General features: G+C 71.4%; 24 protein-coding genes. 14 read left to right on the top strand and 10 right to left on the bottom strand.

Annotation, left to right across the window (positions count from 1 at the left end; genetic code table 11):
- Positions 1-58: 58 nt before the first annotated feature.
- Together K6T50_RS06075 and K6T50_RS06070 are read left to right on the top strand one after the other, a co-directional pair.
- Positions 59-1516, top strand: coding sequence for a DHH family phosphoesterase (locus tag K6T50_RS06075; RefSeq protein WP_222608501.1), 1458 nt, complete (start codon positions 59-61; stop codon positions 1514-1516).
- A 73-nt stretch (positions 1517-1589) separates the two neighbouring features.
- Complete coding sequence (locus tag K6T50_RS06070; RefSeq protein WP_225935381.1) at positions 1590-2426, top strand: CBS domain-containing protein; 837 nt, start codon at positions 1590-1592, stop codon at positions 2424-2426.
- Positions 2427-2447: 21 nt separating this feature from the next.
- Here the strand turns inward: K6T50_RS06070 and K6T50_RS06065 are convergent, their stop codons facing one another.
- From K6T50_RS06065 to K6T50_RS06055, 3 genes are all read right to left on the bottom strand, one after another.
- Positions 2448-2681: a DUF7543 family protein gene (locus tag K6T50_RS06065; RefSeq protein ID WP_222608500.1), complete on the bottom strand. Its 234-nt coding sequence runs from the start codon at positions 2679-2681 to the stop codon at positions 2448-2450.
- Positions 2682-3242: 561 nt separating this feature from the next.
- On the bottom strand, positions 3243-4580 hold the full coding sequence (locus K6T50_RS06060) for a S8 family serine peptidase (protein WP_222608499.1): 1338 nt from the start codon (positions 4578-4580) through the stop codon (positions 3243-3245).
- Positions 4581-4755: 175 nt separating this feature from the next.
- A complete protein-coding gene (locus tag K6T50_RS06055) occupies positions 4756-5733 on the bottom strand; it encodes an aldo/keto reductase (protein WP_222608498.1) in 978 nt (325 codons plus the stop codon).
- Between the two features lie 155 nt (positions 5734-5888).
- Here K6T50_RS06055 and K6T50_RS06050 point away from each other — a divergent pair, with 155 nt between their 5' ends.
- From K6T50_RS06050 to K6T50_RS06040, 3 genes are all read left to right on the top strand, one after another.
- The gene (locus K6T50_RS06050; RefSeq protein WP_222608497.1) at positions 5889-7544 is read left to right on the top strand and encodes an acetate--CoA ligase; all 1656 of its coding nucleotides are present in this window, start codon (positions 5889-5891) and stop codon (positions 7542-7544) included.
- 101 nt (positions 7545-7645) lie between these two features.
- Positions 7646-7870 (top strand): zinc ribbon domain-containing protein, encoded by a 225-nt coding sequence (locus K6T50_RS06045; protein ID WP_222608496.1) that lies wholly within the window; start codon positions 7646-7648, stop codon positions 7868-7870.
- Positions 7871-8035, top strand: a complete 165-nt coding sequence (locus K6T50_RS06040; protein ID WP_222608495.1) for a DUF8143 family protein — start codon at positions 7871-7873, stop codon at positions 8033-8035.
- A 30-nt stretch (positions 8036-8065) separates the two neighbouring features.
- Here the strand turns inward: K6T50_RS06040 and K6T50_RS06035 are convergent, their stop codons facing one another.
- On the bottom strand, positions 8066-8461 hold the full coding sequence (locus tag K6T50_RS06035; RefSeq protein WP_222608494.1) for a CopG family ribbon-helix-helix protein: 396 nt from the start codon (positions 8459-8461) through the stop codon (positions 8066-8068).
- A 101-nt stretch (positions 8462-8562) separates the two neighbouring features.
- Here K6T50_RS06035 and K6T50_RS06030 point away from each other — a divergent pair, with 101 nt between their 5' ends.
- Positions 8563-9537, top strand: a complete 975-nt coding sequence (locus tag K6T50_RS06030; protein WP_222608493.1) for a hypothetical protein — start codon at positions 8563-8565, stop codon at positions 9535-9537.
- A gap of 49 nt (positions 9538-9586) precedes the next feature.
- Here K6T50_RS06030 and K6T50_RS06025 read toward each other — a convergent pair whose 3' ends face one another.
- On the bottom strand, positions 9587-12211 hold the full coding sequence (locus K6T50_RS06025; RefSeq protein ID WP_222608492.1) for a heavy metal translocating P-type ATPase: 2625 nt from the start codon (positions 12209-12211) through the stop codon (positions 9587-9589).
- Between the two features lie 168 nt (positions 12212-12379).
- Here K6T50_RS06025 and K6T50_RS06020 point away from each other — a divergent pair, with 168 nt between their 5' ends.
- Entirely contained in the window at positions 12380-12580 is a 201-nt protein-coding gene (locus tag K6T50_RS06020) for a heavy-metal-associated domain-containing protein (RefSeq protein ID WP_222608491.1), read from the top strand.
- 50 nt (positions 12581-12630) lie between these two features.
- Here the strand turns inward: K6T50_RS06020 and K6T50_RS06015 are convergent, their stop codons facing one another.
- Together K6T50_RS06015 and K6T50_RS06010 are read right to left on the bottom strand one after the other, a co-directional pair.
- The gene (locus tag K6T50_RS06015; protein WP_345778655.1) at positions 12631-13224 is read right to left on the bottom strand and encodes a peroxidase-related enzyme; all 594 of its coding nucleotides are present in this window, start codon (positions 13222-13224) and stop codon (positions 12631-12633) included.
- Positions 13225-13261: 37 nt separating this feature from the next.
- Positions 13262-13762, bottom strand: a complete 501-nt coding sequence (locus K6T50_RS06010) for a metal-dependent hydrolase (protein WP_222608490.1) — start codon at positions 13760-13762, stop codon at positions 13262-13264.
- A gap of 79 nt (positions 13763-13841) precedes the next feature.
- Between K6T50_RS06010 and K6T50_RS06005 the strand changes: the two genes are divergently transcribed.
- Positions 13842-15023, top strand: a complete 1182-nt coding sequence (locus K6T50_RS06005) for a mechanosensitive ion channel family protein (RefSeq protein ID WP_222608489.1) — start codon at positions 13842-13844, stop codon at positions 15021-15023.
- Between the two features lie 15 nt (positions 15024-15038).
- On the opposite strand, the gene K6T50_RS06000 is transcribed toward K6T50_RS06005, so the two are convergent.
- Positions 15039-15842, bottom strand: coding sequence for an aldo/keto reductase (locus K6T50_RS06000; protein ID WP_222608488.1), 804 nt, complete (start codon positions 15840-15842; stop codon positions 15039-15041).
- 144 nt (positions 15843-15986) lie between these two features.
- Positions 15987-17621 carry a potassium channel family protein gene (locus K6T50_RS05995; protein ID WP_222608487.1) on the bottom strand — a complete coding sequence of 545 codons (1635 nt, stop codon included), beginning with the start codon at positions 17619-17621 and terminating at the stop codon, positions 15987-15989.
- Between the two features lie 135 nt (positions 17622-17756).
- Between K6T50_RS05995 and K6T50_RS05990 the strand changes: the two genes are divergently transcribed.
- Positions 17757-18014, top strand: coding sequence for a CDGSH iron-sulfur domain-containing protein (locus tag K6T50_RS05990; RefSeq protein ID WP_222608486.1), 258 nt, complete (start codon positions 17757-17759; stop codon positions 18012-18014).
- Positions 18015-18027: 13 nt separating this feature from the next.
- On the opposite strand, the gene K6T50_RS05985 is transcribed toward K6T50_RS05990, so the two are convergent.
- Positions 18028-18894: a cytochrome c oxidase subunit 3 gene (locus K6T50_RS05985; RefSeq protein WP_222608485.1), complete on the bottom strand. Its 867-nt coding sequence runs from the start codon at positions 18892-18894 to the stop codon at positions 18028-18030.
- A gap of 156 nt (positions 18895-19050) precedes the next feature.
- Between K6T50_RS05985 and K6T50_RS19260 the strand changes: the two genes are divergently transcribed.
- The 5 genes from K6T50_RS19260 to K6T50_RS05965 all read left to right on the top strand — a co-directional run bounded on the left by K6T50_RS19260 (position 19051) and on the right by K6T50_RS05965 (position 24164).
- Positions 19051-19206 (top strand): DUF7563 family protein, encoded by a 156-nt coding sequence (locus tag K6T50_RS19260; protein WP_425601398.1) that lies wholly within the window; start codon positions 19051-19053, stop codon positions 19204-19206.
- A 75-nt stretch (positions 19207-19281) separates the two neighbouring features.
- Positions 19282-19761, top strand: coding sequence for a DUF488 family protein, N3 subclade (locus K6T50_RS05980; protein ID WP_222608484.1), 480 nt, complete (start codon positions 19282-19284; stop codon positions 19759-19761).
- Between the two features lie 115 nt (positions 19762-19876).
- Entirely contained in the window at positions 19877-21271 is a 1395-nt protein-coding gene (locus tag K6T50_RS05975) for a hypothetical protein (protein ID WP_222608483.1), read from the top strand.
- Positions 21268-21669 carry a DUF7410 domain-containing protein gene (locus tag K6T50_RS18890; RefSeq protein WP_225935380.1) on the top strand — a complete coding sequence of 134 codons (402 nt, stop codon included), beginning with the start codon at positions 21268-21270 and terminating at the stop codon, positions 21667-21669. Before K6T50_RS05975 ends, K6T50_RS18890 begins: the two co-directional genes overlap by 4 nt.
- A 110-nt stretch (positions 21670-21779) precedes the next feature.
- Positions 21780-24164, top strand: a complete 2385-nt coding sequence (locus K6T50_RS05965; RefSeq protein ID WP_222608482.1) for a DUF7527 domain-containing protein — start codon at positions 21780-21782, stop codon at positions 24162-24164.
- Positions 24165-24310 lie beyond the last annotated feature (146 nt).

Below are 24310 nucleotides of genomic sequence, written 5' to 3'. Positions count from 1 at the left end.
GGGTCGCGGAGTCGGAGGACGGCAGGGTTTTGCCGGTCCGGGCCGACCGTCCCCTGTAATGCGTCGGCTGGTGCTCGGCTGCGGGACCGTCGGCAACGATATCGTCGACTCGTTGACCGGCAGGTCCGGCGACCTCCACGTGATCACCGACGACAGCGGGCGGGCCTCCGCGTTGCGCGACGAACACGTCGCCGCGCTGGAGGCCGACCCGTGCGACCCGGATAACTATCCGGACCACGCCGACCTCGTGGTCGTCGCCGGCGCGTCCGCGACGGCCAATCTCACCGCCGCCGACCACGCACGCGAGCGGTTCCCCGACGCGATCGTCGTCGCGTACGCCGGCGACGACGCGACGGAGGCGGACCTCAAGGCGTTGCGGGGGCTGGCCGACCGCGTCATCGACCCGATCGGCGTCGTCGCCGACCGCGTGCTCGACGTGGCGACGGGGACGACCGCCGACCGGCTCCGCGGGCTGGTTCGCACGCTCCGTTCCGTCGACGGGACGCTCGCGGTCGTCGCCCACGACAACCCCGACCCCGACGCCATCGCCTCGGCGGTCGCGCTGGTGCGGATCGCGCGCTTCGCCGGCGTCGACGCCGAGGCGTGCTACTACGGCGACATCTCCCATCAGGAGAACCGCGCGCTCGTCAACCTCCTCGAGATCGACATGCGGCAACTCGATCCCGAGGTGGACCCCCGCGAGGAGTTCGCCGGGTTCGCGCTCGTCGACCACTCGCGCCCGGGCGTCAACGACTCGTTGCCGACGGGGATCGAGCCCGTCGTCGTCGTCGACCACCACCCGCCGCGCGAGCCGATCGACGCCGCGTTCGTCGACCTGCGCGACGACGTGGGCGCGACCTCCACGCTCATGGCCGAGTACCTCGACCGGTTCGGGGTGACGCCGGACACGCAGGTGGCGACCGCGCTGCTGTACGGCATTCGGATCGACACGAAGGACTTCACCCGCGAGGTGAGCGAGGCGGACTTCGACGCCGCGGCGTCGCTGCTGGCGCACGCGGACTCGGGGATCCTCGACCGGGTGGAGTCGCCGAGCATCACGCCCGAGGTGTTGGACGTGCTCGCGCGCGCCATCGAGGCGCGCGAGCGGCGCGGGTCGGTCGTCGCCTCCTGCGTCGGGGAGATCGCCGACCGCGACGCGCTCGCGCAGGCGGCCGAACGCTTGCTGGACATGGAGGGCGTCAACACCACCCTCGTGTACGGCTACCGCGACGGCGTCGTCTACGCGTCGGGGCGGACCCGCGGCGCGGACCTGGACCTGGGCGAGACGCTGCGCGACGCCCTCGATCAGATGGGGTCGGCCGGCGGCCACGCCGACATGGCGGGCGCGCAGCTCCCGCTCGGGATCCTCGCGGACGTGAGCGACGACTCGACGGAGTCGCTGACCGAGATCGTCCGCGACATGGTCGCCGAGCGGTTCTTCGAGACGCTCGAGGACGCGCCGAAAGCGCCACGGCACGCGACCGACCGCGTCCTCTCGTTCCCCGACGAGGACTGACGCGCCGGGGACGCACGCGGCGGGAGGAACGCGAACGCTTACCCCGCGCCCGGTCGAACCGCACGACGTACCGATGAGCGACGCCACGAGCGAGCTGTCGACCCCCGCGGTCAAGGGGTACATGACCCGGGACGTGGCGACGGTGTCGCCCGACGACACGGTCGGCGAGGCCGTCGAGCGGATCCTCGACAGCAACCACAACGGCTTCCCCGTCACCGACGGGCGGACCGTGGTGGGGTTCATCTCCGCGCGCGACCTGCTTTCGGCCGACCGCGACGCGCCGATCTTCACCGTGATGAGCGACGACATCATCGTCGCGCACCCGGAGATGGACATCAACGACGCCGCCCGGGTCATCCTCCGGTCGGGCATCCAGAAGCTGCCGGTCGTCGACGACGCGGGCAACCTCGTCGGCATCATCTCAAACACCGACGTGATCCGCTCGCAGATCGAGCGCGCGACCCCCGAGAAGGTTGGGAAGCTGATGCGCACGCTCGAGGAGATCCACGGGGTCTCCACCACCGAGGAGCGTCGGGAGATCCCGCTTTCGGAGCTCCTCCCGACGCAGGCGCGGGTGTACGCCGACGAGCTGGAGGGGCGGCGCTACGAGCTGGAGCGCGGCCTCGCCGAGCCGCTGGTCGTCATCGACAACCCGAGCGCGAGCGGCGAACTCGAGGACGACGGCACGCTCGTGCTCGCGGACGGCCACCACCGCGTGATGGCCGCCCACCGCCTCGGGATCGAGGAGATGGACGCGTACGTCATCGTGATCGCCGACCACGTCGAGCTCGGCATGGAGCGGACGGCCCGCAAGGAGGGGCTCCGGTCGATCACGGACATCGAGGTGATGGACTACGCGCGCCATCCGCTGGTCGAGACGACGCGCCGGTTCCAAAGCGACGAGGAGTGACCGCCTCCCCGGCCGGGCCGCTCACGCCTCCTGAAGGTCGAACGCCGCCTTCCACTCGGCGACGAGGTCGTCGGCGCGCTCGCGGTCGTCGACACGTTCGCGCCGGTAGCCGCGGCCGTCCGGCGCCTGTTCGAGCCGGTCGAGCCGGACGACGTAGCTGCCGTCCGGGTGTTCGCGCACGCGCAGCGTCGCGTACCCGTCCGCGCGCTCCCACTCGTCGTACCGTTCGGGCGTCTCGACATCGCTCCAGGGCATAGGTCCGTCTTGGGGACCCCGCATCGTCAACGCAGCGGCCGACCCTCGGGGCGGGGCGTGTCCGGCGCGTTCGCTCACGCCGACGCGACGGATCCGGTTCGGCGTCGGCTGCGTGGCCCGGTTCAGTGGGTGACACGCCGACGCCGACGCGACCGGGACCGAACGTGTCGGGCGAGCGGGCCGGTGGCCCGACCGCACTCGGGGCAGATCGGATACCCGAGTCGGTCGTAGTCGATCCGCGTCGACGGTGCGCAGGTGCCGCAGCCGCCGCACTCGAACGTCGCCGTCTCCACGAGCGCCATGGCGATGGTGTCACAGTGGATACCAGTTAGTTGTAGGGCGCATAACCGGCCCGTTCCGGCCTGTGGCACCGGTTCCGCTGACCCGTCGACCGTGCGGCGGATCTCCCACTCGATGCCGGTCGCCCGCGGTATGCCGGTCGCCCGCGGTATGCCGGTCGCCCATGGGATGCAGATCGCCACGAAGCATGCCCCCGGCAACGGAGAAACATCGGCGCCGGTCAGTTCTCGGATCGCCCCGTCGCTCCCGCCCTCTCGACGCTCACAGCGCGTCGACGACGTTCAAGAAGCCGGCCCCGTAGTACGTCTTGTCGTAGCCGTCGGGGACCGCGGCGGCCCGGCGGAGCGCGCTCTCGACCTGGTTGGCGTCGTATTCGGGGTTCGCGCTCTTGACGAGCGCGGCCGCGCCCGCGACGTTCGGCGCCGCCATCGACGTGCCGGCCTTCCAGCCGTACCCGGGAACGGAGCCGGCGTAGTTGCCGTCGTCGTCGGTCAGCACGGTCGTGACCGTGTTGAACACCAGGTCGTAGGCGTACGCGGGGACGCCGCCGACCGGGTCGGTCAGCGAGGTGTCCGCGTCGCCGCCGGGGGCGCCGAGATCGACCGCGTTGGTCCCGTAGTTCGTGTAGAACGCGGGGCTCTCGGGGGGCGATTCGAGCTCCTCCCCGGCGACCAGGGCGTCCGCGAAGCCGATCGGCCCGGTCGCGGCGACCGACAGCGCCTGCGCACCCTCGTTCGGGAGGCTGATGAGGTTCTTGTCGTGCTGGAGGTCAGCCGAGTCGTTCCCGGCGGCGACCACCAGCAGCGTTCCCTCCTTGTTGGCGTACGTCATCGCCTTGTTGAGGACGCCGCCGTAGAAGCTCCCGAGCCCCTGTCTCGGGATCGGATACGCGCCCAGCGAGAGGTTCGCCACGTCACAGCCGTCCTCGACCGCCCGGAGGACCGCAGCGACGATGGTCGCGAACGACCCGTTGGTGCCCCCGAACTCGGAGAACACCCGGTAGTCGACGAGGTCCGTCGCCGGCGCGGTGCCCGCCACGCCGGTCGTGCCGGCGGTCTGTGCGGCTGCGATCCCGGCGACGTGGGTCCCGTGGTCGCCGCCGCCGGGGACGCCCGCGCCGAGACCGTCGCCGGTGAAATCGCGCGACAGCTCCTCGTTGACGACGAGGTCCGGGTGGCTCGCGTCGACGCCGGAGTCGATGATCGCGACGCGGGTCCCCTCCCCCTTCGTCGTCTCGTGGGCCGTCGGCACGTCCAGCGCCTGCTTGTCCCACTGGTACGGGTACAGGTCGTCGTCCTCGGCGTCGCCCTCGTACGCCCGCGTCCGTACCGTCGGGTCGGACACGTCGAGTTCCACGTCGGGCGCGAACGACTTCACCGCCTTCGACCGCTTCACGTCCGACTCGCTGGCGCGGACGACCGCGTAGCCGATCTCCGAGAGGTCGTGGACGACCTCCAGGTCCGTCGGTGTCTTCTTCCCCTTCGTCTTCACGACGTACCGGTCGGTCCGCTCGGCCGCGGTGACCGTCGAGCCCGCCAGGAGGCCGCCGAGTACGCCGCCGCTCACCTTCAGGAAGGTCCGCCGTCCGTGTCGTGGCATACCATGGACCCTGGATTAATACACAATAAGTATTTGTGAACTATTATGAACCAACGGAATGTTTATCGAATATCGAAGTGAATAAATATCGGTCGGCCCCCGTCGGACCGTTCGCGGTGATCGGTTTCCCTCCCGGATCCGTCTTCGCCTCCGAATCCGTCTCTCCGTCCGGGTCCTACTCGTGGCCGGAGACGCGGACGGGTTCGTACGGCTCCTCCAGGTACGCCATGTCCGAGGCGGACAGCGAGATGTCGAGCGCCTCGACGGCGTCCTCCAGGTGCTCGACGCTCGTCGTCCCGACGATGGGCGCGTCGACGGCGTCCTGCTCGAACAGCCACGCGAGGGCGATCTGGGCCATCTTCACGCCCTTCTCGTCGGCCAGCTTCTCGACGCGGGCGTTGATCTCCTCGCCGCCGCCCTCCAGGTATGGGTGCCGCCGTGCGTGTTCCTCGCTTTCGCCGCGAGTCGTCGCGTCGAGCTCGTCGACCGGGCGGGCGAGCCACCCGCGCGCCAGCGGCGACCACGGGATCACGCCGATCCCCTCGCGCTCACACAGCGGGAGCATCTCGCGCTCCTCCTCGCGGTACAGCAGGTTGTAGTGGTTCTGCATGGTGGCGTACCGCTCCAGCCCGAGCCGGTCGGCCGTGTGGAGGGCGTCGGCGAACTGGTGGGCCCACATCGAGGAGGCGCCGACGTAGCGCGCCTTGCGGTCGCGGACGGCCTCGTCGAGCGCCCGCACCGTCGCCTCGATCGGCGTGTCGTCGTCGTATCGGTGCGTCTGGTACAGGTCGACCGTCTCCATGCCGAGGCGGTCCAGCGAGTTGTCCAGCTCCTGTTGGATCGCCTTCCGGGAGAGGCCGCCGGAGTTCGGGTCGTCCTCGCGCATTCGGAAGTAGCCCTTCGTCGCGACGACGAACTCGTCGCGGTCGTACTCCGCGAGCGCGTCGCCGAGCACGCGCTCTGAGGCGCCGTCGGAGTACATGTTGGCGGTGTCGAAGAAGTTCACCCCCAGCTCGATCGCGCGCTCGACGAGCTCGGTTCCCGCCTCCTCGTCGAGCACCCAGTCGCGCCAGTCGGGGTCGCCGAAGCTCATACAGCCCAGACAGATCCGCGAGACGGTCATCCCCGTGTCGCCGAGGGTGGTGTACTCCATGCTCGTCGGGTCGTCGGGCGGCGACAAAAACCCGGGTGGCGAGGCGGGTCGCGATCCGTCGATGGCCTCCCGTCGTTCCTGCCGACGGGACGCCGATGCCGGGGACTGCCAACGGTACCCAAACGATTATTCCCTATACTGTCCACGGTCCGCGTATGCCGGTCGACTACGACACCGCCGTCGACGACTTCGAGTGGGACATCCCCGACGACTACACCCTCCCGTCGGTGATCGAGGGCCACGCGGAGGCGTTCGGCGACCGCGTCGCCGTCACGTTCCTCGACGACGAGGGAACGAGGGCCGAGCGGACGTACTCGGACATCCACGGCGACATGAACCGCTTCGCCAACGCCCTCGAGGAGCTGGGCGTCGGCGAGGGCGACCGCGTGATGCACCTGCTCCCGCGGCACCCGGACGTGTTCGCGATCCAGCTGGGCGTGCTCAAGCGTGGCGCGCTGGTCGTCCCCTGTTCGGAGATGCTCAAGCCGAAGGACCTCCAGTTCCGCGCGAACGACTGCGAGGCGACGACCGTCGTCGCCCACGAGTCGCTCGTGGACATGGTCGAGCCGATCGTCGAGGAGACGCCCGTCGACACCCTGATCGCGGTGGACGGGAGCCCCGACGGCTGGCACGCGTTCGACGACCTGCTCGCGGGCCGGGAGACGGAACACGACGCCCCCGACGTGGGCGCACAGGACCCGATGAGCATCAACTACACCTCCGGCACCACCGGCCAGCCCAAGCCCGTCCTCCACAAGCACCGCTGGATGCGCGCGTTCGAGCTCGTGAACGCCCCCTACTGGTGGGGCGTCACCGCCGAGGGGACGGAGGCGCCGGGCGTGGTCGACGACGACCTCGACCTGGACGAGGAGCTGCTGTGGGCGACGACCGGCACCGGCTGGGCGAAGTGGTTCTGGTCGCCCGTCGGCGTCGGCATCACCACGGGCGCGAGCCAGCTGCTGTACGAGGGCGAGTTCGACGCCGACGAGTTCCTTTCGGTGATGGAGGACGAGGGCGTCACCCGCCTGTGTGCCGTGCCGACGCAGTACCGGATGTTCACGCAGACCGACCTGAGCCAGTACGACCTGCCGCTGACGGAGGCGCTGTCGGCGGGCGAGCCGCTCAACCGCGAGCCGATCGAGGCGCTGCAGGACGCCTACGGCATCACCCCGCGCGACGGCTACGGGCAGACCGAGACGGTGTGTCTCGTCTCCAACTACCCCGGCATCGACGTGAAGGAGGGGTCGATGGGCAAGCCGACGCCCGGCCTCGGCACCACCATCATCGGCACCCAGGAGGAGGAGGAAGTCGAGCCCGGCGAGATCGGCGAGATCGCGGTGCCCGTGGGCAATTCGGGCATCTTCGAGCAGTACTACGAGAAGCCCGAGTTGGACGACAAGACGTTCTCGGGCGAGTACTACCGCACGGGCGACCTGGCCCGCGAGGACGAGGACGGGTACTTCTTCTTCGAGGGCCGCGCCGACGACATCATCCTCTCGGCGGGCTACCGCATCGGCCCGTTCGAGGTCGAGGACGCGCTCGTCTCCCACGAGGCGGTCGCGGAGGCGGCCGCGGTCGGCTCCCCCCACGAGGAGCGCGGCGACGTGGTAAAGGCGTACGTCGTCCTCGCCGACGGCTACGAGGGGAGCGACGAGCTGACCGACGAGCTGCAGGACTACATGAAGGAGGAGACGGCGCCGTACAAGTACCCCCGCCGGGTCGAGTACGTCGACGAGCTGCCCAAGACCTCCTCGGGCAAGACCCGCCGGATCGAGCTGCGCGAGCGCGAGAAGGAGAAGTTCGGCGAGTAACGCGGCGACGCCGTCGGGACGGGTGACGGCCGGTCAGCCCGTCCCCGCCGGCGAGAACCGCCCGCCCAAGACTTATTCTGCGTCCCGGAGAACGCCGTCGCATGGCATCCGAGCCCTCCATCGACAGCGACGACGGCTGTCCCAAGTGCGGCCACGGCGACGCCGAGGTCGGAACGATATCGACCACCGGCGGCGGCCTGAGCAAGATGTTCGACATCCAGACGAACTCCTTCCGGGTGGTCTCCTGCACGAACTGCGGCTACTCGGAGCTGTACCGCGACACCGGCTCCGCCGGCAGCGACCTCGTGGACGTGTTCCTCGGGTAGATGGCCGGCGTCGGAATCGCCTTCGCGGCGTTCCTGCTGCTCGCGCTCGCGGCGCCGTTCGTGCTGTACCTGCTGGTCAGGCGCGAACGCGAGCGCGACGCCGAGACGGTCGCCGACCGCGAGTCGGCCGAGCGGGCAGCCCGCCGCGACACCCGCGAGCGCTGAGTCGGGCGGACCGACGGGCGGTTCCGAGGCTTACCGGTCCCCGCCGACCAGCGAGAGCACCCGGACCCGCCGGACCGCGTCGAAGTCGCGGAGGCGGTAGACGAGTTCGCGCACGCGGTCGGCGTCGCCGCGGCAGAACACCGTCTCCAGACACCACTCGCCCTGATGGACGTGGGAGGTGGTCGTGATCACGTCCTGGTAGTCGTGCTGGACGCCGTGGAGGTCGCGGATCACCTCGTCGTGGACGTAGTCGAACGCGACGACGGCGGCGACCTCGCCGGCGGCGTCCTCAAGCCGCGTGTGGCGCTCGACGTACTCGGCCATCGCCTCGCGGAGCGCCCGCGACCGGGAGTCGAACCCCTCGGCCTCGGCGACGGCGTCGAACTCCGCGAGGGCGTCGTCGGGGACGTTCAGGCTCGTTCGCATGGCCGTCCCTCGTCGCCCCCGGCGGTTCGGCGTTTCGGTATTACGGCCGCCCCGATCGGGTCATAACAGGCGTTTTCGGTCGGCGTCGCCGACCCTCGGTCGTGCTTCACGATGTCGCTCCCGGCCTGCTCGTGGGATCGCTCGCGCTCGGGGCGCTCCACGGGGCCGAGCCGGGTCACGGCTGGCCTATCGCCGCCGCGTACGCGTTCGACCGCGCGAACGCGTGGCTCGCGGGCCTCGCCGCCGGCCTGATCATCGGTATCGGCCACCTGATCTCCAGTCTCGCGGTCGTCGGCGTGTTCTTTCTCGTGAAGACGCAGGTCCCGCTCGACGGGCTCTCCGAGCCGATGACCGTCGCCGGCGTCGCGATCGGCTCGCCCATCGGCGTCGTCGCCGGCGTCCTCCTGATACTGCTCGGGATCCGCGAGTACCGCGGCGGCGGGCACGGCCACTCGCACGGGACCGAACACGGTCACTCACACGCCGACGATCACGGTCACGCCGCCGACCACGACCACCGTCACCACGGCGAGGACGACGGCCACGCGGCGGTCGACCACGCCGCCGTCGACGACGGCCCGGGTCGGCTCCACGCGGCGGTCGACCTCGCGTCGACGGGGCGCGGCGTCGGTCACGATCACGCCGCCGGCGACGACAACGGGGGTGGCGTTCTCGCCCGGCTCCGTACCGCCCTGCCGATCGTCGGAGACGGGGGAGCCGGCGGCGATCGGACCCATGACGCCGACCACGGCGACGGCGACGGCCACGCCCACGATCACGACCTCTCGGCCGACGACGGCCTGTACGGCATCGCCGTCTCCGCGTTCGTGCTCGGGTTCGCCCACGAGGAGGAGTTCGAGATCATCGCCATCTGCGCGGGCTCGGACCACTGTCTCGAACTGATGCTCGCGTACGCGGGCACCGTCGTCGTCGTGATCACGGCGCTGACGCTCGCGCTGGTCGCGGGGTACGAACGCTTCGAGGACCGCATGGAGCGGTACGCCGAGCACTTCCCGACGGTGTCGGCGATAGTGCTCGTCACGCTGGGGCTCGGCTTCCTGCTCGGGGTGTTGTAGCGCGGCGGGACGGGGGGCGCCGGCGCGGGAACGACCGACCCGACCGGCCTCAGCGGAACCGACCCAGCAGCCGGTAGCGCTCGTCGGGGTCGTACGACCGGAACGCCATGCTGTTGGCGAGCACCGAGACGCTGGAGAACGCCATCGCGGCGGCAGCGAGGACCGGTTGGAGCAGCCCCAGCGAGGCCAGCGGGATCATCGCGGTGTTGTAGCCGAGCGCCCAGAAGAGGTTCTGCTTGACCTTCGCGAGCGTCCCCTCCGAGACGTTGATCGCCTTCACCACGTCCGCCGGATCCGAGCGCATCAGCGTCACGTCGGCGGCCTCGATGGCAACGTCGGTGCCCGAGCCGATGGCGACGCCGACGAACGCCGAGGCGAGCGCGGGCGCGTCGTTGACGCCGTCGCCGACCATCATCGCCCGCGAGCCGTCCGCCTGGATCGACTCGACGGCGTCGGCCTTGTCCTCCGGCAGGACCCCCGCGCGGACGCGCTCGGGGTCGATGCCGACGCGCTCGGCGACCGCGCGGGCGGTGCGCTCGTTGTCGCCGGTGATCATGTGGACGGCGATCCCGCGCTCGCGGAGCGCCTCCACCGCGGCGACGGCCGACTCGCGCACCTCGTCGGCGACCGCCAGCACCCCGAGCAGCTCGCCGTCGACGGCGACGAGCATCGCCGTCTTCCCCGCCGATTCCAGTTCCCGCATCGTCTCCATCGCGGGCTCGGGGTCGACGTCCTCCTCGCGGAGCAGCGCGGGCTTGCCGACGACGACGGTGCCGTGCTCGGTGCGCGCCCGGATCCCCTTCCCGGAGACGTTCTGGAGCACGTCGAGGTCGCCCGGCTCGACGCCGCGCTCGCGGGCGCCGGCGACGACGGCCTCGGCGATCGGGTGCTCGCTGCCGTTCTCCGCGGTCGCCGCGGCCGCGAGCAGGCTCTCGGTCGCGTCGCCGCCCTCGTCCGCTTCGTCGCCCCGATCGGCCTCCTCCTCCTCCGCCGCGGACACCGCGCCGTCCGCCGCCGGGGAGACGGGGACGGCGTCGGTGAGGGTCATCTCGCCGCGCGTGAGCGTACCCGTCTTGTCGAAGACGACGGCGTCGGTGTCGCGGACGCGTTCGAGCACGTCGCCGCCCTCGAAGAGGACGCCGTGCTGGGCGCCGATGCTCGTGCCCACCATCGTCGCCGCCGGCGTCGCCAGCCCGAGCGCGCAGGGACAGGCGATGAGGACGGCGGAGGCGAACACCAGCACCGCGAACTCCGTCACGCCGACGGCGGCGGGCCCGCCGGCCGCGAGTCCCCACAGCGGGAGCGCGGAGACGACGCCGGCCAGCGTCTCGGGCGCGAAGAACCAGACGGTCCCCCACAGGAGGGCGTTGACGATCACCGCGGGCACGAAGTACGCCGAGATGCGGTCGGCGACGCGCTGGATGTCGGGCTGGCGCGACTGCGCCTCCTTCACGCGCTCGACGATCTGCTGGATCGCCGTCTCCTCGCCGACCTTCGTCGCCTCGATCACGAGCACGCCGTTCTCGTTGACCGTCGAGCCGATCACCTCGTCGCCGGGCCCCTTGCCGACGGGGACGGACTCGCCGGTCACCATCGACTCGTCGACGGCGGACTCGCCCTCGCGGACGACGCCGTCGGTCGGGACGCGCTCGCCGGGGCGCACCTTCAGCCGGTCGCCGACGGCGACCTCGTCGATCGGGACCTCCCGCTCGGTGCCGTCGTCCTCGACGAGCGTCGCGGTGTCGGCCTCCAGCTCCAGCAGCGAGCGGATCGCCTCGCCCGCCTGCGACTTCGAGCGCGCCTCCAGATAGTTGCCGAGCGTGATGAACACGAGGATGAGCGCGGCCGTGTCGAAGTACAGCCCCGCCTGCGGGAGCACGCCCAGCAGGGCGATCACGGAGTAGCCGTACGCCGTCGTCGACCCCAGCGCGATGAGCACGTCCATGTTGGCCCGCCGGTTCACCACGAGCGCCGTGTAGGAGTTCTCGTAGAACTCCCGGCCAAGCAGCACCTGCACGGGCGTCGCCAGCGCGAACGCGACCCAGCCGATGTGCAGCCCGGTCCCGGGGATCTCCTCGGGGAGCGTGCCGGGCGCGAACAGCTCGAACGCGAGCATCGCGAGCAGCGGCGCCGACAGCGCCGCGCCGAACAGCGTCAGCCGACGCTGGCGGGCGAGTTCGGCGTCCCGGGCTGCGTCCGCCGCGGACTGCCCGTCGCCGTCGTCCGTGCCGTCCGCGCCCCCGGCCCCGTCCTCGCGGATCGGCTCGTAGCCCGCCGCCTCGATCGCGTCGTAGACGTCCTCGCGCGTCGTCGCCGACGGCGCGTACCGCACGGTCGCCTCGTCGGTCGCGTAGTTCGCGTCGACGCGCACGACCCCCGGGAGGTCGCCGACGGCGTCCTCGATGGTGGCCGAGCAGTTCGCGCACGTCATCCCGGTGATCCCGACCGTCGCCGTCTCGGCGATCGGGTCGTAGCCGGCCGACTCGACCGCCTCGAACACCTCGGCCAGCGAGACCCGCTCGGGGTCGTACTCCACGGTCGCCTCGTCGGTGGCGTAGTTGGCGCTGATCTCGCCGACGCCGTCGAGGTCCGCCACGGCGTCCTCGATGGTGGCGGCGCAGTTGGCGCAGGTCATACCGCCGACGTCTATCCGGACGGTTCGTCGTTCACTCATTACGTGGTACTACGGGGGCCATACTCATGCGGTTTGTGCCTTCCAACCCGCCGCTATCAGGGGGCAAAAACTTTCCATTCCAAAGCAAAACCCGACACGCGTTCCGGAACCCGGCCCGCTCGTTCCTCGACCGAAACAGGGATCACGGTCCGTCCGCTACGACCGCCCATGACGACGACGATGCGGATCACCGGCATGACCTGCGGCGGCTGCGAGGCGAACGTGATCGAGGCGCTTTCGGGCGTCGACGGCGTCGAGGATGCGACCGCGGACCACGAGGCCGACGAGGCGGTCGTCGAGGGCGACGCCGACCCGCTGGACCTGATCGCGGCCGTCCCCGACCAGTACGAGGTCGAGTCGACCGCGTAACGCCGCCGCGGTCGGTACGGGCGTTCGCCCGCCGCTCGCCGTCCGCCTCCCTACCGCCCCATCCCGTAGAACTCCTCGTTGGGCCGCCAGTCGGCGAACGTCGCCATCCGGTTGGAGAGGTTGAAGAAGGCGGCGACCATCCCGATGTCCCACACCTCCTCCTGCGTGTAGCCGGCCTCGTACAGCAGGTCCAGGTCGTCGGTCGTCACGGCGTCCGGCTCCTCGGTCAGCTTCACCGCCACCTCCAGCATCGCCATGCGCTCGTCGCTCACGTCGGCGGTGCGGTGGTTGGACACGAGCTGGTCCGCGAGGTGCGGGTCCTCCGCGTAGATGCGCACGAGCGCGCCGTGGGCGACGTTGCAGTACAGGCAGTTGTTCCGCCCGGAGACGGCGACGACGATCATCTCGACCTCCTCGCGGTCGAGGGTCGTGTCGTCGACGAGGGCGTCGTGGAACGCCATGAACGCCCGGAAGTGACTCGGTTTGTACGCCAGCGCCGACATGACGTTCGGCGTGAAGCCCGCGCGCTCGGTCTCCTCGTCGAGGCGCTCGCGGATGTCTTCGGGCACCTCGTCGTAGTCGGGGACCGGGAAGCGTCGCTGGGCGTCGTCGAGCAGCTCGGGTCGGGGTGACTCCTCGCTCATGGAGGAGGGTTCGACGACCCGGGGTAAAGTGTTGGGCCTACACGGGGACGCCACGCACCGCCAGCGCGACCGCGCCGGCCATGGCGCACACGCCGAGGGCGAACAGCCCCCAGTTCCACAGCGTCGAGTCGGCGTTCGTCAGGTACAGCGACCACTCCTTCGGGTACGGCCACAGGAAGTTGACGCCGGCGGGGGTGATCACGTCCCCGAGCAGGTGCGCGACGACCGAGCCGAACCCCAGCAGGAAGCCGAACGCGACCATCGACAGTCCCGCGGGCACCGCGATCGAGAACACCGGCTCGACGAGCGAGGCGGCGCCCGCGAAGACCGCGCCCACGACGCCCGCGAACAGCAGCGAGTGGGTCGGCCCGCGGTGGGAGATCCCCGGGACCCGGTGGTCCATATCCGGCAGCATCGCGAGATAGAGGACGGTGCCGGCGACGAGGACGGCGAACGCCGGGTAGCCGCCGACCAGCAGCCAGAAGGTGATCGGCGCCAGCGTCAGCATCGCCACGCCGAGGTGACCGCGTTTGTACACGCACCCCACTCCCGCCCGCTCGGATACAAACGTTCGGGCCGCAGCGAAGCTATATATCGGGGCGTCGCCCTCGGGCCGCATGGATATCCTCGCCTCGTTGGACGCCCTCCCGCCGTGGCAGGCGGCCGCGGCGGTGCTCGTCGTCTCGCTGGGCGCCGCGTTCGTCGCCGAGTTCGTCGTGATCCGGACTGCCCGTCGGCTCGTCACCCGGACGGAGACCGGCCTCGACGAGATCGCGCTCGCGGAGCTTCGCCTCCCGCTGGTCGCCTCGCTGGCGCTCGCGGGCGTGTTCGTCCTCACCCGGATCGAGGGCGTCGTCGCCGCGGTCCCCGTCTCGGCGGCGGCGCTGGAGGCGTTCTTCGGCGACCCCGCGCTCACGATCGTCGTCCTCCTGTGGGCGTGGGGACTCAACGAGACGGTCAACCGCGGCGTCGACTACCTCCAGGAGCAGGGCGCCCGATACGACTTCGCGCCCGTCCTCTCGAACGTGTGGACGCTCGTCGTCGCCGTCGGCACGGTCGGCACGGTGCTGTACGTCTGGGAGATCGACGTGACGCCGCTTTTGGCGGGCGCGGGCATCGCCGGCATCGCCGTAGGCTTCGCCGCCAAGGACACCGTCGCCAACTTCTTCGGCGGGGTGGCGCTGTACTTCGACGACACCTACCGCGTCGGCGACTTCGTCGAGTTGGACTCCGGCGAGACCGGCACCGTCGTGAAGGTCGGCGTGCGCTCGACCACCCTCCTGACGCGCGACGAGGTGCTCGTCACGGTCCCCAACTCCGTGCTCAACGCGACGAAGGTGATCAACCAGTCGGCGCCGTCGCGTCGCCGCCGCGTCCGGGTGCCCGTCGGCGTCGCCTACGGCACCGACCTCGACGCGCTGGAGGGGCTGCTGGTCGACATCGCGGTCGCCGAGAAGCTGGTGTTGGACTCACCCAAGCCGCGGTGTCGCCTCCGGCGCTTCGGCGACTCGGCGCTGGAGTACGAACTGCTGTGCTGGGTGTCGTCGCCGACGCGGCGGGCGAAGGCGGTCCACCGGCTCAACCGCGCGATCCACGACGAATTCGCCGAGGCCGGGATCGAGATCCCGTACCCCAAGCGCGACGTGTCCGTCACCGGACCCGCCTCGGCGGCGGCCACGCCCGCGCCGCCGACCGCGGCCGGCGGGGACGACCGCGTCGGCGACGGCGCCGCCGGCGCCGTCGATTCGCCAGCCGGCGGCACCGTCGATCCGGCCTCCGACGGCGAATCCGATCGTTGACCCCCGCGGGCGCGACTACCGGTTCCAGGCCGCACTGTCGGGGTCGATGACGCGTTCGCGAACGTCGTACTCGGCGATGCGCTCCAGGTCCTCCTCGTCCAGTTCCAGCTCCTGTGCATCGAAGTTCGCGCGGACGTGGTCGCCGGTTGCCTTCGGGATGGGCACGAGCGCCTCCTGGGCGAACGCCCACGCGAGACAGACCGCGGCGGTGCTGGTCTCGTGCTTCTCGGCGATCTCGGTCAGCAGCGGGTCGTCCAGCGCCTCGCCGCGCCCGAGCGGCGAGTAGCCGACGAGGGAGTGACCGTGCTCGACGGCGTACGCCCGCAACTCCTCTTGCGGGAACAGCGGGTGGCACTCGACCTGGTGGGCGACGACCGGCGAGTCGAGGATCCCCCGTGCCTCATCGAGCAGGTCGGGCGTGAAGTTCGAGAGGCCGACGTGGTCGCACAGCCCCGCCTCGCGGAGTTCGTCCATCGCGCGCAGCGTCCCCTCGGGGTCGTACGCCGAGGTGGGCCAGTGGACGTACAGCAGGTCGACCGAATCGAGGCCGAGCCGCTCCAGCGACTCGCGGGCGGTGCGCTTCGCGTCGTCGTACGCAAGGTTGTCGGGGTGGACCTTCGTCGCGACGACCACGTCCTCGCGGGCCACGTCCGCGCGGCGGATCCCCTCGCCGACCGCCGCCTCGTTGTCGTACATCTGCGCGGTGTCGACGTGGCGGTAGCCGAGTTCCAGCGCCGCTTTCACCGTCTCGGCACACTCCTCGAAGTCGTCGTTCGCGGAGGTTCCGAGGCCCAGCGCCGGGAGGTCGAGTTCGGTCATCGGCGGAGGTGGGTGCGTCCGCGGGGAAAGCGTTCGGGAGGCGGAAGGCGTCGGTGCCGGCGGGCGGGACGCTCGCGACCGGTGGTATCCGGCCCACGGGCGTCGGTACGCAGGATCGGATTCGACCGTCCCACGCGTGACCGTTCAGCAGAACCGTTCGTTGAAGCGGTTGACGGCGTCGTCGGTCCCCGCGACGACGAGCCTGTCGCCGGCGATAAGCTTCGTGTCCGGACCGATGTCGGTGAGCAGGTCGCCGTCGCGCTCGACGGCGACGACGGTGACGCCGGTCTCGGCGCGCACGTCCGCCTCCGCGAGCGTCCGTCCCTCCAGCCGGGGCGCCCGGGTCCGGACGAGGTCCACCTGCGTCTCGGGCCGGAGCACCTCCTCGTCGAGCAACTGGGAGGCGAGCAGGCGTCCCGACACCGTCGACAGCGAGAGGACGTACTCGGCGCCCGCGCGGTAGAGCTTCGGCACCGACTCGACGTCGTTCGCGCGGGCGATCACCTCCACCTGCGGGGCGACCTGCTTCACCGCGAGCGTCGCGAAGATGGTCGTCGTGTCGGAGTCGAGCGCGATCACGACCGCCCGAGCCTCGTCGACGCCGGCGGTCTCCAGCGTCTCGCGGTCGGTCGCGTCGCCCACCACGTCGACGCCGGGGGCGTCCTCCAGGTCGACGACGGTCACCTCGTCGGTCGGTCGGATCTCCGCGGCGGCGCTGTGGCCGACCATCCCGTACCCGGCGACGACGACCGAGCCGCGGCGCCGGGTGCGGGTCTCCGAGAGGGTAAGCTCCTTGAGCGACTCCAACTCCGGTTCGGTGCCGACGACGAGCAGGACGGTGTGCTCGTCGATGACGCGGGCGGGTCGGGGCGGCGACTCGAACTCGCCGTCGTCCCAGGCGCCGAGCACGTTCGCGCCGGTGCGTTCGCCGATCCGCGACTCGGCGACCGTCTCCCCGACGAGCGGGCTGCCGTGGTGAACCAGCAGCTCCGCGATCTGGAAGTCCTCGCCGATCTCGACGCCGTCACCGAGCTCGTCGGCGACGCTCGCGGTCGCCTTCGACCCGAGGCTCTCCCCGAGCAGGCGCCGCGGGGAGACGACGCTGTCGGCGCCGGCGTAGCGGTGGTAGTCGGCGACCTCCTCGTCCTCGATGAGGCTCACGACGCGCAGGTCGCCGTCGTCGACGCACTCGCGCGCCGAGAGGACGACGCTCGCGTTCGTCTCGTCGTCGGCGTCGGCGACGAGCGCCCGCGCCGCCCCGACGTTCGCGCGCCGCAGCGCGTCGATCTCCTCGGGGTTGCCGTGGATCACGTGCTCCTCGCCGCCGTCGTAGACGGCGGTCGCCTCGTCCTCGTCGGCGACGACGAACAGGTACGGCACGTCGCGGGCGACGAGCTCGTCGCGGAGCACGCGCCCCCTGGGCGTGTGTCCGCAGATGACGACGTGGTCGGAGCGGTCGTCGACGGTCCTGGGGGCCGTCGTCGACAGCGTCTCCTCGAACAGCGGGAACACGAACGCCGGCAGCGCCATGAAGATGAGGAGCACGCCCGTCAGGTCCATCGCCACCACGAGGAGGTTCATCTCGGTCGTCTCCCACGGGGCGTCCGAGCCGAACCCGGTGGTGGTGAACGTCTCGACGACGACCTGCAGCGAGTGAGCGTACGTCTGCTCGCGCCCCTCGAACGTCGCCATCGCCTCGTGGTACGCGACCGTGTACACCAGGATGACGACGACGAGCGCACCGAGGTACGCCGCCGTCCGCCGTCGCCACTTTCCCATACCACCCCCTGCGGCGGCACCGTGTTAACCGGTACGGAAGCGTCGATACGTCGACCGTGTCCCGGCGGGCGTACCCGTCCGTCCCGCCGGCCGCCGCCCCCGTGAAGTGATGGGCCTCGGACTCGAAGCCCGGCCGTGCGCGAAGTCACGCTCGATGCGACCGGTCCGATCCGAGTAGACGAGGACGACATCGACGAGGAGAAGGGGGACATCGCGGTGTGTCGCTGCGGGCTCAGCGACGGCTTCCCGTTCTGTGACGGCTCGCACAGGGCGACCGAGGACGAGGAGCCGGGCGTCCGCTACAAGTACGTCGACGGCGAGCGGCGCGTGGTCGAGGAGATCCGACTCGCGGCGGAGGACGAGGACGACCCGAGCGAATCGGGATCGGCGTAGCGGTCGCGGTCGATTACGCGCCGACCTCGGCGCCGGCGTACAGCGCGACGACGAGGAAGATCCAGACGGCGTCGACGAAGTGCCAGTACATCGAGGCGGTCGTCACGGAGACGTGGCGGTCGGCGGAGTACTGTCCCTGCAGGGCGCGGACGAACACGATGGCGAGCAACACCGCCCCCATCGAGACGTGCAGTCCGTGGAGCCCGGTGAGGCCGTAGAACGCCGAGCCGAACAGCCCGGAGGTGAGGGTGAAGCCCTCGTGGACGATGAACTCGTAGTACTCGTACACCTGGCCGCCGATGAACACGATCCCGAGCAGCAGCGTGACGGCGAGCCACCCGAGGAACTTCCCGCGGTCATTCCGGCGGATGGCGCCGTGTGCGAAGTGCAGCGTCACCGACGAGACGATCAGGATCGTCGTGTTGATGATGACCAGCGACCCGAGCAGGTGCGGGAGGTCGCCCGCGATCTCCGCCCACGCGTCCTGCGAGCGGATGAAGAAGAAGTACGTGAAGCCGGCGCTGAAGGTGCCGATCTCCGAGCCGAGGAACGCGATCATCCCCCACCTGAGCTTGCTCGCGCTGTGTTCGTCGGCGCCGCGCTCCCAGAAGTGCGTGACGAACGCGTGGTACATCCACCCGTAGATACCGACCAGGAACAGCCCGATGCTCCCGACCAGCACGCCGGGCCCGACCATCGGACCGACGATGTTCCGGTCGCCGATCGCCATGAGGTACAGCGCCGCGCCGACGTAGATGCCGGCGCCCCCGAGCGCCGTGACGAACGGCCACCAGGAGGCCTCCCCGAAGCCGCGCGGCCAGTCCTCGACCGCGGGCAGGTGATGCCCGTCGTCGTGGGCGTTGTCCGTTTCTGTAGCCATGCGCGCCGGTAGCCGACGCGGAGACAAAAATCCTCCCACCTGCGTCGGCGCCCGACGGCACGACGGCGCGGCATCGCCGCGCCCGACGGCTCGGTTCGCGGTAGTTTGCGTGGACGGCCGATACACATACTACGGTAGCCGATAACTATCTGACGTATGCCGGAGTGCAGGAACTGTAGTTCGTTCGTCACCGAACGATACGTTCGAGTGTTCGCTCCGGAAGGGATGAACGACGTCCGCGTGTGCCCTTCCTGTGAAGACATGGTCCGCGAGGGGGCCAGCGTGCGGGAGGCCCGGTCGAAACGCGTCTGACCCGCCTTCTCTCTCCGAGTCGTCGGTCCCGGCCTCGGCGGTGCGCTTTTTGCCGGCCGAGGTCATCCCCCACCCGTGGCGCTGTACGACACCTACGTCGGCGAGCTCGACCGCGACGGCGGCGACTTCCCGCCCGAGGCCCGCCTGATCGGCGTCGCGGCGTCGCCCCCGGGACGCCTCCGCGCGCTCGTCGACGAGACGCGTCCGGCGCTGGCCCCGCCGCCGGCGCTCCTGGACGACCATGCGGACGCCGCCGAGTCGTTCCGTATCGACGGGCTGTGTGAGTCGGGCGCGCACAACGCGGCGTGGGACCGCGTCGACTTCGCCGACCGCTACCGCGAGCACCTCGCGTCGGACCCCGACGCCAGTACCGCGATCGACTCGCTGTGTGCGGCCCTGGCCGACGGCGCGGACCTGGCGCTCGTGGGGCCCGAGCGCTCCGGCGAGCTGCGGAGCCACCGGACGGTGCTCCGCGAGGTGCTCGCCGAACGGACGGAGGGCCCAGACGACGCCGACCGTGTCGACGACGCCGACCGCGTCGACGGGATCTGCTGATCGTGGCGCGCCCGCGTCGCGTTCGGTTCGCCGCCGGGGACCGTCGCGGACGGTTCCCCGCATCCCCCGTCGCGGTTTCGCAAGCTACTCGGCCGCCCTCTCCCAACCGTCGGTGATGGATCGCTACTCACGAAGCGCTCGTCTCGCGCGACGCGCGACGCCGATCGCGCTCGCGGCGCTCGCGGTGCTCGCGAGCGCGTCGCGCGTCGCCGCCCACGCCGGCGGCGTTCGCGCCGCGACCCGCGAGACGGTGACGGTGCCGACGTGGCTGTTTCTCGCCACCGGCGGCGCCGTCGTCGGCGCCTCCTTCCTCCTCGCGTCGGCGGTCACCGACCGGAGCTACATCCGCCGGATCGACGGGTGGACGCGCGCGCTCCCCGACGCCGGTCGCGTCGCCCGGGTCCTCGCGAGGACCGTCGGGCTCGCCGCGCTCGCGGTCACGATCGCGGCCGGCCTGTTCGGCCCCCGCACGGCCGCCGACAGCGCGGCCGTCCTGGTCGTGTGGGTCGGCTGGTGGGCCGTGTTCGTCCTCTCGGCGTACCTCCTCGGCAACGCCTGGCCGGCGGTCGACCCGTTCCGGGCGATCGCCGGGGTGTTCCCCTCGCTCGATCGGCCCTACCCCGAGCGGCTCGGATCGTGGCCGGCGGTCGCCGGCCTGCTCGCGCTCGTGTACCTGGAGGTCGTGACGCCGATGGCGGACGACCCGCGGCTGCTCACCGGCCTCGTGCTCGGCTACCTCGCCGTCTCCGTCACGGGGAGCGTCGTCTTCGGCGCCGACGACTGGTTCGACACCGCCGACCCGGTGTCGCGGCTGCTCGACGCCTACGGTCGGGCCGCCCCGATCACGCGCACGGACGACGGCCCGCGGCTTCGCGTCCCCGGGATGGGCCTCACCGACGCCGCGTGGATCGACGGCCACGACGACGTCGGTTTCGTCGTCGCCATCGTCTTCGTCACGACCTACGACGGCTTCGTCGGCACCGGACTGTGGACCGACATCGCCCGGCCGTTCGTGGAGGCCGGCGTCCCCGCGCTGCTCGTGTATCTGCTCGCCATGCTGATCGGGTACGGACTGTTCCTCGGGCTGTATCTCGCGTCGGCGCGCGCGGCCCGCCGGACGGCCGACACGTTCCTCGCGCCCGGCGAGCTCGCCCGGCGGTTCGCGCCGTCGCTGCTGGCGATCGCCGCCGGCTACCACCTCGCGCACAACCTCGCGACGGCGCTGTCGCTGTCGCCGACGCTCGCTGCGGTGCTCACGTCGCCGCTGTCGCCCCCGGAGGCGCTCCCGGTGCTGATCGTGCCGGGATGGGTCGGCGCCGTCGGCGTCGCCGCGGTGCTGGGCGGGCACCTGCTGGCCGTCTGGGTGGCCCACGCGACGGCGTACGACCTGTTCCCCGACCGACTCCAGGCGATCCGGAGCCAGTACGGCGTCACCGTCGCGATGGTGGCCTACACCATGGCGAGCCTGTGGATCGTCTCGCGCCCCGGGGGTGCGCCCCCGTTCGTATGAGCCGCGATCACGCCGCCGGCGACGACGCCGGCACGGACGGGGCCCGCCGCGGCGACGGGACGACCACCGGCGACGGAGCCGCCGTCCCCGACGTGGAGGACGCCGGCGACGCGACGGACACCCCGGAGGCGCGCGATCCGGCCGCCGACCGCTACGAGGTGCCGCCGGGGGAGACGGCGTTCGCGTGTCCGCGGTGCGGCCGGCCGTTCGCCCGCGAGCGCCACCGCGACCTCCACCTCGGGCAGGCCCACGCCGACCTCGACGACGAGGAGCGGACCGCCTACGAGGTCGCCCGCGACGAGGAGACCGACGACCTCCGTCGGTTCCGGATCGTGTCGCTGGGGATGCTCGTCGTCCTGTACTTCGGGTTCCTGTTCCTGTACGCGATCGCGGGCTGACGGCCGCGATCGGCTCGCGAGTCCGAAGCTGTCAATCGGCGGGAATCACTGTCCGACACCCGTCCGACCAGGCGGAAGGTATTTGCGTCGGACGCAGCGATGTACCGGCGATGGACGGCGAAACAGTCGAAACGGTGACCGGATGGGAGTCCGAGCCGCTCTCGGGGGGGATCGACGGGCTCCGCACCTTGCAGTCCCGCGACTTCACCGGGGCGGTCACCGAGGGACACGCGTGGCTGTTCATGTTGAACGGTCGCGTGGTCGGCGTGTTCGACGGGTCGCTGGACTCGTTCGCGGACGCCGACGGCACCGCGTACGTCGCGCCCGACCCGTCGCTGCCGCTGCTGTATGCGATGCGGGAACGCGGCGGCGAGACGAAGGCGCGCTACTACACGAACGACACGGCCCTGTCGGCCGCCGACGCGAAGCTCTCCTCGGGGAAGTTCACCGGCTACATCGAGCTGTCGGAGAACGTCCTCTCGGGGGACTACTACGCGGTCTACTACGGCGGTCGTCGCCTCGCGTGCGCGTTCGTCGGCACCGGCGAGCAGAAGCAGGTGCTCACCGGCGACGAGGCGTTCGAGGCCGCCGACGACGAGGTCGGCATCTACGAGGTCGTCGACGTCGACGTCGACGTGGTCGACATCCCGGATCACGAACCGGAGCCCGAGCCGGACTCCGGCACGGGCTCGGACCCGGCTCCGGACTCGGCGGCAGCCTCGGCGACGGCCGCCGCCGCGGACCCGGACGCCGCCGCGAGCGGCGACTCGCCCGCGGTCGGGGACGGCTCGCCCGCCGACGGGGACGGCCGGTCCGAGGCCGACTCGTCGACGAGCATCACCTTCGGCGGCGCCGGCGGATCGGGCGACGCCGACGGATCGAACGACGCCGGGGGACCGGACGACCCCGGGAAGCCGGACGACCCCGGGAAGCCGGACGACGCCGACGCGTCGCCGTCGACCGTCGCCACGGCCGGGGACGACGACCCCGCCCCCGACGCGTCGACGGCGGCCGACGCGACCACGACGGCCGACGCACCCGAGACGACCGACGCCGAGGCGCCGGACGAGCCCGAGTCGACGGACGACCCGTCCAGCGGAGACGGCGCGGCGACCCGACGGAAGTCGACCGGAACCGACAGATCCGCGGCGTCGCGGCCGGCGAACCGTCCCCCGGGCGGCGCCGACCGCGAGGCGGCCGAGCGTGGGACGCCGGAGGGGAGCGGATCCGCCGGCGAGGGCGACCCGTTCTCGGCGGAGGAGCAGTGGCGCGAGACCCGGTCGATCCCGTCGCTCGACCCGTCGCGAACGGCGACGCCGGCGGCGGAGGACGCGGGGACGAACGGCTCGGCTGCCGCCGCCGAGCGTCGCCGCCGCCGGGACCGGTCGGCAGGGGAGACCCAGTCGGCGGCGGGAGACGCCGGTCGGCGCGAGGCCGCCGGCGGCGACGCTGACGGCCGGCGGTCGTCCGACCGCGACGACGGCTCGGGAGCTCGAGTCGAGGGACCGGCCGACGCGAGCGAGGAGCTCGCGGCCGCCCGGGAGGCGCTCGCGACGGCGCGCGCCGAGCGCGACCGCGCCATCGAGGGCGCCCGCGAGGCGCGCGAGCAGCTCGAGTCGACCGAGGAGGAACTCGACGGGCTCCGCGAGGAGAACGAGCGACTCTCCGAGCGCGTCGAGGAGCTGGAGGCCGAGCTGGCCGAGGCCCGCGAGGAGGTGGAGGCGGCCCGCGAGCGGGCGGCGGTCGGCGACGGGGACGACGGCGACGCCCCCGCCCGGACCGTCCCGGCCGACCGGGCGCTGGCCGGGACGAACCTGTTCGTCCGCTACGACTCGAAGGGCGGGGCGACGCTGGAGAAGGCCCACGCCGGCGGCGCGAGCCGCTCGGACGTGAACGACAACCTCCGGCTGGAGCTGCACACCGACTTCGAGGCGGCGGACGCCGCCGTCGACGGACGGCCGTTCCGGGAGTTCCTCACCGACACCATCGAGTACGGCTTCGTCGAGTGGGCGGTCCGCGAGCTGCTGTACGAGATCCAAAGCACCGGCAACGAGTCGGCGCTGCGGGACCTGTTCGACGCCATCCCCGAGATCGACCGCGCGGAGCTCGACGGAACCGTCGCGGTCGACGACGCCGACGGCGGCGCGACCGAGCACACTTTCGACGTCGTGCTCCGCGACCGCATGGGCAACCCGCTGTTGGTGGCCGACGTGACGGAGGGGCGCGACGCGACGACCGAGTCGATGCTCGACGGGCTCGTCGGCGACGCCGGCGCCGTCGCGGACGCCGACGACCACCTCGCGGCCGGCTTCTACGTCACCGCGTCGTTCTTCGAGCCCGGCGCGCTGGAGGCGGCAGCCGACGCGACCGGCGGCGGGCTGCTCTCGCGGGGCAAGCGCAAGAGCTTCGTGAAGCTCTCGCGCAAGCAGGGCTTTCACCTCTGTCTGGTCGAGTCGCGCGAGGGCGAGTTCCACGTGAACGTCCCCGAGCTGTAGCCGGCCCGTCCGACGCCGTTGCCGACGCTACGGGTCGTTCCTCCGTCCGTTTGTCCGTCCGCTCGTTCTACGTGTGTTCTCGACCCGGTAGGAAGGAGAGCGGCCGCGGCGCTATCGCGGCCGCAGCGATGGATCAGTAGAACGTC

This window comes from Halobaculum magnesiiphilum, assembly GCF_019823105.1.
In the GTDB taxonomy this organism is placed as follows: Archaea; Halobacteriota; Halobacteria; order Halobacteriales; family Haloferacaceae; genus Halobaculum; species Halobaculum magnesiiphilum.
Note: the sequence above shows the minus strand (reverse complement) of the source record. Positions and strands in the feature narration are given on the sequence as shown.

Bases quoted from the DNA above. Each gene is read 5' to 3' on its own strand.
- K6T50_RS06015 (WP_345778655.1), bottom strand. From the start codon at position 13,224: ATGAGCGAGGAGTCACCCCGACCCGAGCTGCTCGACGACGCCCAGCGA.
- K6T50_RS06000 (WP_222608488.1), bottom strand. From the start codon at position 15,842: ATGACCGAACTCGACCTCCCGGCGCTGGGCCTCGGAACCTCCGCGAAC.
- K6T50_RS06070 (WP_225935381.1), top strand. From the start codon at position 1,590: ATGAGCGACGCCACGAGCGAGCTGTCGACCCCCGCGGTCAAGGGGTAC.
- K6T50_RS05975 (WP_222608483.1), top strand. From the start codon at position 19,877: ATGGATCGCTACTCACGAAGCGCTCGTCTCGCGCGACGCGCGACGCCG.
- K6T50_RS06025 (WP_222608492.1), bottom strand. From the start codon at position 12,211: ATGAGTGAACGACGAACCGTCCGGATAGACGTCGGCGGTATGACCTGC.
- K6T50_RS06005 (WP_222608489.1), top strand. From the start codon at position 13,842: ATGGATATCCTCGCCTCGTTGGACGCCCTCCCGCCGTGGCAGGCGGCC.
- K6T50_RS06075 (WP_222608501.1), top strand. From the start codon at position 59: ATGCGTCGGCTGGTGCTCGGCTGCGGGACCGTCGGCAACGATATCGTC.
- K6T50_RS19260 (WP_425601398.1), top strand. From the start codon at position 19,051: ATGCCGGAGTGCAGGAACTGTAGTTCGTTCGTCACCGAACGATACGTT.
- K6T50_RS06060 (WP_222608499.1), bottom strand. From the start codon at position 4,580: ATGCCACGACACGGACGGCGGACCTTCCTGAAGGTGAGCGGCGGCGTA.
- K6T50_RS06050 (WP_222608497.1), top strand. From the start codon at position 5,889: ATGCCGGTCGACTACGACACCGCCGTCGACGACTTCGAGTGGGACATC.
- K6T50_RS18890 (WP_225935380.1), top strand. From the start codon at position 21,268: ATGAGCCGCGATCACGCCGCCGGCGACGACGCCGGCACGGACGGGGCC.
- K6T50_RS05995 (WP_222608487.1), bottom strand. From the start codon at position 17,621: ATGGGAAAGTGGCGACGGCGGACGGCGGCGTACCTCGGTGCGCTCGTC.
- K6T50_RS06035 (WP_222608494.1), bottom strand. From the start codon at position 8,461: ATGCGAACGAGCCTGAACGTCCCCGACGACGCCCTCGCGGAGTTCGAC.
- K6T50_RS05965 (WP_222608482.1), top strand. From the start codon at position 21,780: ATGGACGGCGAAACAGTCGAAACGGTGACCGGATGGGAGTCCGAGCCG.
- K6T50_RS06045 (WP_222608496.1), top strand. From the start codon at position 7,646: ATGGCATCCGAGCCCTCCATCGACAGCGACGACGGCTGTCCCAAGTGC.
- K6T50_RS06065 (WP_222608500.1), bottom strand. From the start codon at position 2,681: ATGCCCTGGAGCGATGTCGAGACGCCCGAACGGTACGACGAGTGGGAG.
- K6T50_RS06020 (WP_222608491.1), top strand. From the start codon at position 12,380: ATGACGACGACGATGCGGATCACCGGCATGACCTGCGGCGGCTGCGAG.
- K6T50_RS06055 (WP_222608498.1), bottom strand. From the start codon at position 5,733: ATGGAGTACACCACCCTCGGCGACACGGGGATGACCGTCTCGCGGATC.
- K6T50_RS05985 (WP_222608485.1), bottom strand. From the start codon at position 18,894: ATGGCTACAGAAACGGACAACGCCCACGACGACGGGCATCACCTGCCC.
- K6T50_RS06040 (WP_222608495.1), top strand. From the start codon at position 7,871: ATGGCCGGCGTCGGAATCGCCTTCGCGGCGTTCCTGCTGCTCGCGCTC.